Origin of the sequence: Streptomyces sp. NPDC101219 (assembly GCF_044767675.1) — a bacterium.
Lineage (GTDB): Bacteria > Actinomycetota > Actinomycetes > Streptomycetales > Streptomycetaceae > Streptomyces.
Genome location: NZ_JBIWOK010000004.1, coordinates 498,170 through 504,387, shown reverse-complemented (window position 1 = coordinate 504,387; position 6,218 = coordinate 498,170). Strand labels below are relative to the sequence as shown.

Genomic DNA, 6,218 nt, shown 5'->3' with positions numbered 1-6,218 from the left:
CCGGAGGCCCGCTCCGCGGAGGCCCGCTCCGCGGAGGCCCGCTCCGCGGAGGCCCGCTCCGCGGAGGCCCGCTCCGCGGAGGCCCGCTCCGCGGAGGCCCGCTCCGCGGAGGCCCGCTCCGCGGAGACCCGCGCCACGGAGACCCGCCATACGGACTCCGGACACTGGAACCTCGGGCTCCCCGCCGAAGGGGACTCCACACCCCTCCCGCCGCTGCCGCCCGTGACGTCGGCCCAGGCCCAGCCGCAGCCGTACCCGCAGGCCCAGCCACCCGCCCAGGCACCCCCCGGACCCCCGGCGGCCGGCACCACGGCGGCCCTGCCCGCGCCGGCCCCCTGGGCGTCGACCCCCCTGCCCACCTCCACGGGCACCCCGACGCCCTACCTGGACGCGCTGGCCGACCTCGCCCCGCACCGGGACACCCGGCCCGCGCCCCACGCCGCCCCCGCACCCCGGCAGGACGGGAGCCCGCCCGCCGGATGAGCACCACCCCTCCCGCCCCCACGGGCACGCCCCCGACGACCTCTGCGCCCACCCCCAGCGCTCCCACCGACCTTCGTACCCCTAGGAGTCGATCCACCATGGCGAGCGATGCGCCGACCGCCCACGTATCCGACCTCGACTGGCTGATGAGCGGACTCGTGCAACGCGTACCGCACACCTCCAGCGCCGTCCTGCTCTCCTGCGACGGACTCGTCAAGTCCGTGCACGGCCTCGACCCGGACAGCGCCGACCACATGGCCGCCCTGGCCTCCGGCCTGTACTCGCTCGGCCGCAGCGCCGGGATCCGGTTCGGCGACGGCGGCGACGTCCGCCAGGTCGTCGTCGAACTCGACTCGACCCTGCTGTTCGTCACCACCGCCGGCTCCGGCACCTGCCTGGCCGTGCTGGCCGGCCGCGAGGCCGACGCGGCGGTGCTCGGCTACGAGATGGCCATGCTGGTCAAGAGCGTCCGGCCCTACCTGATCACCGCCCCCCGCCAGCAGGCCGCCGAACCCCCGGCGATGAGGCCTTGAGCGTGGCGGCGGCCGGTGACGGGCCCTGGCTCGACGACGCGGCCGGACGGCTGGTGCGCCCTTTCACCGTCAGCGACGGCCGCACCCGCCCCACGGTCGCGCTCGACCTGATGTCGCAGGTGATGGCCACCGGTGCCACACCCCTCGGCTACCTGGGACCCGAGCACACGCAGGCACTCGACCTGTGCCGGGCGCCCCTGCCGGTCGCCGAGGTCGCCGCACACCTCACGCTGCCGGTCGCGGTGGCCAAGGTGCTGCTGGCCGACCTCGTCGACTGCGGGGCGCTGACCACCAAACCACCCGCGTTCCACCACACCCCGACGGACCGGGCCCTTCTGGAGGCAGTGCTCGATGGACTACGACGACAGCTCTGACCGCGGCGCCGGCCTCGCCCACGGCACCGCACCCGGGACCGGACACGGAGCCGATCCCTTCCCCACCGCGCTCAAGATCCTCGTGGCGGGCGGATTCGGCGTCGGTAAGACGACCTTCGTCGGCGCCGTCAGCGAGATCGCGCCCCTCAGTACGGAGGAACTGCTCACCACCGTCAGTGCCGCCACCGACCGGCTCGACGGCATCGAGAACAAGGTCGAGACGACCGTGGCCATGGACTTCGGCCGCATCACCCTGGACGCCGAGCACGTGCTGTACCTGTTCGGCACCCCGGGCCAGGAGCGGTTCTGGTTCATGTGGGACGAACTCTGCGAGGGCGCCCTCGGCGCGGTCATCCTGGCCGACACCCGGCGCCTGGAGGAGTGCTTCGCGGCCGTCGACTTCTTCGAGCAGCGCGGCCTCGCATTCATCATCGCCGTCAACGAGTTCGACGGCGCCTTCCGCTACGACCCCGAGGAGGTGCGGGCCGCCCTCGACCTGCACGCCGGCATCCCGGTCGTCCGCTGCGACGCCCGCATCTCCAGCTCCTCCGTCCAGACCCTGCTGACCCTCGTCCGCCACCTCATCGCCCACGCCCCGGCCCCCGCCACGGGCTACGGCGCACACATGTGATGCCCGCACACCCTCACGGAGCACGTATATGACTTTCGCCCACACCCCGGGAGTCCGTCCATGAGCTACGACCCGCCCCGCCCGGCCGGTCGTCTGCTGCTCACCCCCGAGGACCGGGACGCCCCCGCCCGCACGCGGCGGCTGCGTTCGCTGGGCCTGGGGGAGCATCCGGAACCCGCCCTCGACGCCTTCGCGTACAGCCTCGCGGAACTCACCGGAGCGCCCTACGCCATGGTCAACTTCCTGGGGGAGCACGGGCAGTTCTTCGCGGGGCTGCAGGCCCCCGCCACCGCACCGGTGGTCCGCAGCGACGGCACCGGCTCCCTGCTCGGCCGGGTCCTGCCCCGCGACCACGGTTTCTGCCCGCACGTCGTGGCCCGCCGCAAGGCGCTCGTCCTGGAGGACGTGAGCGACTACCCGCGCTTCGCGGGCAACCCGGTGGTCGACGAGTTCGGCGTGCGCTCCTACCTCGGCGCCCCCCTCATCGACAGCACCGGCATGGTGCTCGGCACCGTCTCCGTCGCCGACGTCCAGCCCCGGGCCTGGGGGCAGGCGGGCCTGGCCGCCATCAAGGAGCGGGCCGCGGAACTCGTCCAGCGGCTGGAGGGCCGGGAGGCCGACGGTCTGCCGCCGTGACGCCCGGCGCGGCCCGCCGGACGGGTGACGGCGTGAAGGAAAGCTGTGGCCGCGCTTAAGAAATCCTCGATGGACCCCCGAGGGTGTTGTACGGCAGATTGCAGTGCGAATTCCCTCCTCGTCCCGGCCCGGGGCCTGCCGCGGCATGCCCGGAGCCGGACCTCACCCCCAGGAGCCGAAGCGTGAAGGCGCTGGTCAAGCAGAAGGCGGAACCCGGGCTGTGGCTCGTGGACGTCCCGGAACCCGCCGTCGGACCCGGCGAGGTGCTCATCAAGGTGCTGCGCACCGGGATCTGCGGCACCGACCTGCACATCCGGTCGTGGGACGGCTGGGCGCAGCAGACGGTCACCACCCCGCTGGTCCTCGGGCACGAGTTCGTCGGCGAGGTCGTCGAGACCGGCCGGGACGTCACCGACGTGGCCGTCGGCGACCTGGTCAGCGGTGAGGGACACCTGGTGTGCGGCAAGTGCCGCAACTGCCTCGCCGGACGCCGGCACCTGTGCCGGGCCACGGTCGGTCTCGGCGTGGGCCGCGACGGCGCGTTCGCCGAGTACGTCACGCTGCCCGCCGGCAACGTGTGGGTGCACCGCGTCCCGGTCGACCTCGACGTCGCCGCGATCTTCGACCCCTTCGGCAACGCCGTGCACACCGCCCTGTCGTTCCCGCTCGTCGGCGAGGACGTCCTGATCACCGGCGCCGGACCGATCGGCCTGATGGCGGCGGCGGTGGCCCGGCACGCCGGAGCCCGGCACGTGATGATCACCGACGTCAGCGAGGAGCGCCTGGAACTCGCCCGGAAGATCGGCGCGAGCCTGGCGCTGAACGTGTCCGAGGCGTCCATCGCCGACGGACAGCAGACCCTCGGCCTGCGCGAGGGCTTCGACATCGGCCTGGAGATGTCCGGCCGGCCCGAGGCCATGCGCGACATGATCGCCAACATGACGCACGGCGGCCGCATCGCCATGCTCGGCCTGCCGGCCGAGGAGTTCCCCGTCGACTGGGCCCGGATCGTCACCTCGATGATCACCATCAAGGGCATCTACGGCCGGGAGATGTTCGAGACCTGGTACGCCATGTCGGTCCTGCTGGAGGGCGGCCTGGACCTCGCCCCCGTGATCACCGGCCGCTACGGCTACCGCGACCACGAGGCGGCCTTCGAGGACGCGGCGAGCGGCCGCGGCGGCAAGGTCATCCTCGACTGGACGTCGTAGCGGCGTCACCGCGCGGTCGCGCACCCCGCGGTCGCGCACCCCGCGACCGCGGTCCGTGACCGCCCTCCGCCCCTCATCCGCCAGCACCTTCCAGGAGCCCCTCATGTTCGACTCCGTGCGCGACGACCTCCGCACCACCCTCGACGAGATCCGCGCCGCCGGCCTGCACAAGCCGGAGCGCGTCATCGGCACCCCGCAGTCCGCCACCGTGAACGTCACCGCCGGCGGACGCCCCGGTGAGGTCCTCAACTTCTGCGCCAACAACTACCTCGGCCTCGCCGACCACCCCGACGTGATCGCCGCCGCCCACGAGGCCCTCGACCGCTGGGGCTACGGCATGGCCTCCGTCCGCTTCATCTGCGGCACCCAGGAGGTGCACAAGGAGCTGGAGGCCCGCCTGTCGGCGTTCCTCGGCCAGGAGGACACGATCCTCTACTCCTCCTGCTTCGACGCCAACGGCGGCGTCTTCGAGACGCTGCTCGGCCCGGAGGACGCGGTGATCTCCGACGCGCTGAACCACGCGTCGATCATCGACGGCATCCGGCTGTCCAAGGCGCGCCGCTTCCGCTACGCCAACCGCGACATGGCCGACCTGGAGCGGCAGCTGAAGGAGGCCGCCGAGGGCGGCGCCCGCCGCACGCTGATCGTCACCGACGGCGTGTTCTCCATGGACGGCTACGTGGCCCCGCTCCGCGAGATCTGCGACCTCGCCGACCGCCACGGCGCCATGGTCATGGTCGACGACTCGCACGCCGTCGGCTTCGTCGGCCCCGGCGGACGCGGCACGCCCGAACTGCACGGCGTGATGGACCGCGTCGACATCATCACCGGCACCCTCGGCAAGGCACTCGGCGGCGCGTCCGGCGGCTACGTCGCCGCCCGCGCGGAGATCGTCGCCCTGCTGCGCCAGCGCTCCCGCCCGTACCTGTTCTCCAACACGCTCGCCCCGGTGATCGCGGCGGCCTCCCTGAAGGTCCTCGACCTGCTGGAGTCCGCCGACGACCTGCGGGTCCGGCTGGCCGAGAACACCGCCCTGTTCCGCCGCCGGATGACCGAGGAGGGCTTCGACATCCTCCCCGGCGACCACGCCATCGCCCCCGTGATGATCGGCGACGCGGCCCGCGCCGGCCGCATGGCGGAACTGCTCCTGGAGCGCGGGGTCTACGTGATCGGCTTCTCCTACCCGGTCGTGCCGCAGGGTCAGGCGCGGATCCGCGTCCAGCTGTCCGCCGCCCACTCCACGGACGACGTGAACCGCGCGGTGGACGCCTTCGTCGCCGCCCGGGCGGAGCTCGACGCCTGAGCGGACCGCACCGCGGCCTGCGTGACCGTCACGTTTGAGACAATCGGTCGCATGATCGAGGCGCGGCGGCTCCACATCCTCCGTGCGGTGGCGGACCACCGTACGGTCACGGCGGCGGCCGCCGCGCTCTACCTGACCCCGTCCGCCGTCTCCCAGCAGCTCGCCGCGCTGGAGCAGGAGACCGGGCACCGCCTCGTCGAGCGCGGCGCCCGGGGCGTCCGGCTGACCCCGGCCGGGGAGATCCTGCTCAACCACACCAACGCCGTCCTCGCCCAGCTGGAGCGCGCCGAGGCCGAGCTGGCCGCCTACGGCTCGGGCTCGGCCGGGACGGTCACCGTGGCGTCCTTCGCCACCGGCATCGCCGAGGTCGTGGCGCCCGCAGTGGCCCGGCTCGCCCGGTCCGCGCCCGGCATCCGCATCCGCGTCCAGGACGCCGAGGGCGACGCCAGCCTGCCGATGGTGCTGGACCGGCAGGTCGACGTCGCCGTGGCGGTCGAGTACCGGGGGGCGTCCGCCGACGACCCCCGCCTCACCCATCTCCCGCTGTATGCGGAGCCGTTCGACGCGGTGGTCCCCGTCAGCCACCGCCTCGCCGACGCGGCCGAGGTGCCGCTGGCCGAGCTGGCCAAGGACCCGTGGATCGGCCCGTACCCCGGCAACCCCTGCCACGACGTGGTCGTCCTGGCCTGCGAGCACGCCGGTTTCCAGCCCCGCCTGGAGCATTCCTCGGACGACTTCCGGGCGGTGGTGGCGCTCGCGGCGGCCGACGTGGGCGTGGCCCTGGTGCCGCGTTCGGCGCTGCGCGGTACCGACCTCGCCGGCGTGGTGGTGCGGCCGGTGGACGGCGCGGCGCCGACCCGGCGGGTCTTCGCCGCCGTGCGCCGGGGCGCGGAGGAGCACCCGCTGATCCGCCCGGTGCTGGACGCGCTCGGCGAGGCCGCCGGCCGGGCATGACCCCGGCGCCCCGGACCCCTGCGCCCCGGCGCCCCGGCCCCGGACCCCTGCGCCCCGGCGCCCCGGCCCCGGACCCCGCGCGCCCCGGCGCGG

The 6,218-nt window shown here is 74.1% G+C and carries 7 protein-coding genes and 1 pseudogene; all 8 read left to right on the top strand.

Going from position 1 to position 6,218, the window contains the following annotated elements:
- A pseudogene (locus tag ACIRPP_RS10935) lies at positions 1-483 on the top strand (hypothetical protein); the annotation flags it as partial.
- Between the two features lie 98 nt (positions 484-581).
- Entirely contained in the window at positions 582-1,016 is a 435-nt protein-coding gene (locus tag ACIRPP_RS10930) for a roadblock/LC7 domain-containing protein (protein ID WP_403640038.1), read from the top strand.
- 2 nt (positions 1,017-1,018) lie between these two features.
- A complete protein-coding gene (locus tag ACIRPP_RS10925; RefSeq protein WP_164335306.1) occupies positions 1,019-1,390 on the top strand; it encodes a DUF742 domain-containing protein in 372 nt (123 codons plus the stop codon).
- Positions 1,368-2,021 (top strand): GTP-binding protein, encoded by a 654-nt coding sequence (locus tag ACIRPP_RS10920; protein WP_403640035.1) that lies wholly within the window; start codon positions 1,368-1,370, stop codon positions 2,019-2,021. Before ACIRPP_RS10925 ends, ACIRPP_RS10920 begins: the two co-directional genes overlap by 23 nt.
- 60 nt (positions 2,022-2,081) lie before the next feature.
- Positions 2,082-2,657, top strand: coding sequence for a GAF domain-containing protein (locus ACIRPP_RS10915; protein ID WP_164335298.1), 576 nt, complete (start codon positions 2,082-2,084; stop codon positions 2,655-2,657).
- A gap of 182 nt (positions 2,658-2,839) precedes the next feature.
- Positions 2,840-3,868, top strand: a complete 1,029-nt coding sequence (tdh, locus tag ACIRPP_RS10910) for an L-threonine 3-dehydrogenase (protein ID WP_403640032.1) — start codon at positions 2,840-2,842, stop codon at positions 3,866-3,868.
- Between the two features lie 103 nt (positions 3,869-3,971).
- Positions 3,972-5,171, top strand: coding sequence for a glycine C-acetyltransferase (locus ACIRPP_RS10905; protein WP_403640029.1), 1,200 nt, complete (start codon positions 3,972-3,974; stop codon positions 5,169-5,171).
- A 51-nt stretch (positions 5,172-5,222) separates the two neighbouring features.
- Positions 5,223-6,125 (top strand): LysR family transcriptional regulator, encoded by a 903-nt coding sequence (locus tag ACIRPP_RS10900; protein WP_403640026.1) that lies wholly within the window; start codon positions 5,223-5,225, stop codon positions 6,123-6,125.
- The last annotated feature ends 93 nt before the right edge of the window (positions 6,126-6,218 follow it).